At 63.1% G+C, this 3,025-nt stretch carries 3 protein-coding genes; 1 reads left to right on the forward strand and 2 read right to left on the reverse strand.

The features are described from left to right. Positions 1–223: 223 nt before the first annotated feature. On the forward strand, positions 224–1,129 hold the full coding sequence (locus JOZ76_RS23140) for an alpha/beta hydrolase family protein (RefSeq protein ID WP_291702258.1): 906 nt from the start codon (positions 224–226) through the stop codon (positions 1,127–1,129). A gap of 701 nt (positions 1,130–1,830) precedes the next feature. Here the strand turns inward: JOZ76_RS23140 and JOZ76_RS23145 are convergent. Continuing rightward, entirely contained in the window at positions 1,831–2,049 is a 219-nt protein-coding gene (locus tag JOZ76_RS23145) for a dodecin (protein WP_291702254.1), read from the reverse strand. A gap of 88 nt (positions 2,050–2,137) precedes the next feature. Further along, positions 2,138–3,025, reverse strand: an 888-nt coding sequence (locus JOZ76_RS23150; protein ID WP_291702256.1) for an MFS transporter, incomplete at its 5' end; no start/stop codon positions are given.

A 3,025-nucleotide genomic window follows, 5' to 3' on the forward strand; every position in this document is an offset into this window, starting at 1 on the left:
GGCATCTGCTTTACCGGCTTTGCGCGCCAGCTGTCAGGCGTCCACCGCTCGGACATCACAAACTCCTCAAGCAAAACCGCGACTTATCGGCGGTTCCGAAGCACCGCTATATACACAGGCCGCAAGGCTCCTGCCACTTGGAAATCAAATGCGGCGACAAATCCTTGCGGTAAAAGCCAAATTCGCCTTTCTTGACGCCGGAGGTCAAGAAGGGGCTCGGTTCGTGACTGACGCGGCGCAGGACGACGTCTTCCGCGACGATATTCTCGTCCCGGCTGTCGACGGCTATCCGCTCGCCGCCACGCTGTTCCTGCCGCGCGGCCCGAAACGGTACGCGGTGCTGATCAATTCGGCGACCGCCACCCCGCGAAAAATCTACCGGGGGTTTGCGGCCTATCTCGCCCAGCACGGGGCTGCGGTCCTCACATACGACTATCGCGGCATCGGCGGTTCGCGCCAAAAAGATGTCGTCGGCTTCAACCGGCCGAAATCGCTGGTCGGCTTCAGAGCGTCGATGGCAGACTGGGCCATGCTCGACGTGACGGCCGCCGTCAGCTGGATGCGCCAGCGCTACCAACACCTGCCGCTCAACTATTTCGGCCATTCCTTCGGCGGCCAGGCGCTCGGGCTTCTCACTAACAATGCCGAGGTGTCGCGGGCGCTCTTCGTCGCCTCCCAGGCCGCGTATTGGAAGCTGATGACCGCGCCCGAGCGCTACCGGGTCTGGACCTATCTCAATCTGATCGGCGTTCCCCTGACCAACACCCTGGGCTATGCGCCAGCCTGGAGCGGGATCGGCGAGGACCTGCCCAAGGAAGTGTTTCTGCAATGGGCGCGCTGGGTCATGAAGCCGCGCTATCTGTTCGACGACGCCTCGCTGGTCGGCCGGGTGACGAATTTTTCCAACTACACGGGTAAACTGCGCGCGCTGTGTTTTGCCGACGACCCCTGGGCGACGCCAGCCGCGGTCGCCCTGCTCTGCTCGGGCTTTGACGCGATCAGGCCCGAGATTCTGACGATCGCTCCTGACGATGTGGGTGTCAAAAAGATCGGTCATTTCGGCTTCTTCCGGAGCGAGCATCGCGACACGCTGTGGCAGGATGCGGCGGCATGGCTGCTGCGGGAGTGAGGAGCTGGGCGAGAATGGTCCCCTCGCCTGTCCCGCATGAGGCAAACCTGTCGTCGCCCGGCTTGACCGGGCGATCCAGTACGCCGAGGCTTATCCGCTCTATCACTGACGTCTCTGGAATACTGGATTGCCCGCTTTTCGCGGGCAATGACAGCGAGAGCACGACACGTATTTCGGCGCATGCTTCAGCGTTCTCGCGGCGCAAATCGCGTCCGAGCTTTGCATCTGATGTCGCCCCCAAGACGAGAGGGCGCAGGGAATGCCGGGTGCTGGCCGCCCCCATGGCCCGCCTGCAGAAAAAAAGCAGGCGGCAGTTACCACAGGTTCAGCCGAAACATCCGGCATTCCCTGCGCGATGGTTTTAACGCTTATAGCGTGCTCTCCTTGGGAACCGGGCTTTCTTGCTCCCATCGCCCACGAGATCATCATCTCGCGAACTTGACCTCAGCGTCGGGAGGCCAGGACCACACGCCTTCGCGTCCGCGTCGGCTTCGCTCGTCGGGCGAGACCAACGCGTCCACCGCATCCCCGCCTCACGTCTCGTGACGATCGCGATACGCCCTCTGCATCGAGGCGGGATGGTCAGGATCAAACCACACATTTCCGAAAAACGGAAGCAAAAAATTTTTACGAAGAGGACTAGACACCGGCCATAGAATCAGCATTCGCGGACGTGCAAACTTCGATTGCGCGACGCGGCCCTAGCCTTCCAGGGTAAATCCGACGCGCAGCACGACCTGATAGTGGCGAACTGTTCCGCCTTCGATATGGCCGCGCATCTGCACGACCTCGAACCATTTCATCTCGCGTATCGTTTTTGAGGCGCGGGATATGGCGTTCTGAATGGCATCGTCGATGCCTTTTTCGGAGGAGCCGACCAGCTCCAGGATCTTGTAGATATGCTCGTCGGGTGCAGGCATGCGATCCTCCGTTGCGTGCGACGCTCGATTGTGTGAGGTCCAACGTCAACGAGCCCCGGCCGAGCGAGTTCCAGAACGCTCGGGGCGCTCAGAGCGACCCTGCCCTTGCCACGCCGCCTCCAGGCGGCGGCGACCCCGCGCCGAATCCCAGCCACGCAAAGGGGAGCGCTGCGGCGCAGAGCCCCGCCATCGCAACAAAGGAGGCGCCGGCATAGCGCGCGTACAGCACCCCCGACATCGCGGTGATCACCGCCGTGACGAGCCCCGAACCGAATGCGTAGACCGTTTGCGCCGTGGCCGACAGTTTTGTCGGCACGACGGCACCGAGGATGCGCATGCAGGCAAGATGAAGCAGCGCGAAGGTCAGTCCATGGAGCGGCTGCACCAGCGACAGCAGCAGGACCGACGTCGTGGTGCCCGCAACCATCCATCGCACGATCCCTGCGAAAGCCGCCACGCTCGCCGCTCCGCGCGCGCCGAGATGGTGGACCAGGGCCGGTCCGAGGAGAAAAAACACGACGACTTCCGCCGCGACGGCTTCCGACCACAACAGGCTGATGACCGGCGCAGCGATCCCGGAATCGCTCCAGCGGATCACGGCAAACGCATCGTGCATGGCGTGGCTGCCGTAAACCAGCGCGGAGACCGTAAGGACACTGCGAAAGCGCGGGATCCGTAGCAGCGGATGCATCCCCATCCGATCGGCCGACTTGCTCGTTCGTGGCTCGGCGGGCGTGCGGACAGGCGGCAGCAATGCGGTCGCGGCGGCCGCGGCCAGGAGCAGCATTGCATTCAGCCAGACGACGGAGTCGAGATGGTCAGGCCGAATGAACTGTCCAATGATGATGGTGCCGGAGGCGAATGCAGCCGACGCCGCGCCGCGGATCCAACCATATTCGAACGGCTTTCCTGCAATCTGCGGCCTCGCCGCGCTCACCGACAGCGCGTCGGCGATCGATGTCATCGGGGCAAGCGC

Source organism: Bradyrhizobium sp., assembly GCF_019244115.1.
GTDB lineage: Bacteria > Pseudomonadota > Alphaproteobacteria > Rhizobiales > Xanthobacteraceae > Bradyrhizobium.

What these genes read in the sequence shown, in the direction of transcription:
- JOZ76_RS23145 (WP_291702254.1), bottom strand. Translation starts at nt 2,049, where the DNA reads ATGCCTGCACCCGACGAGCATATCTACAAGATCCTGGAGCTGGTCGGC.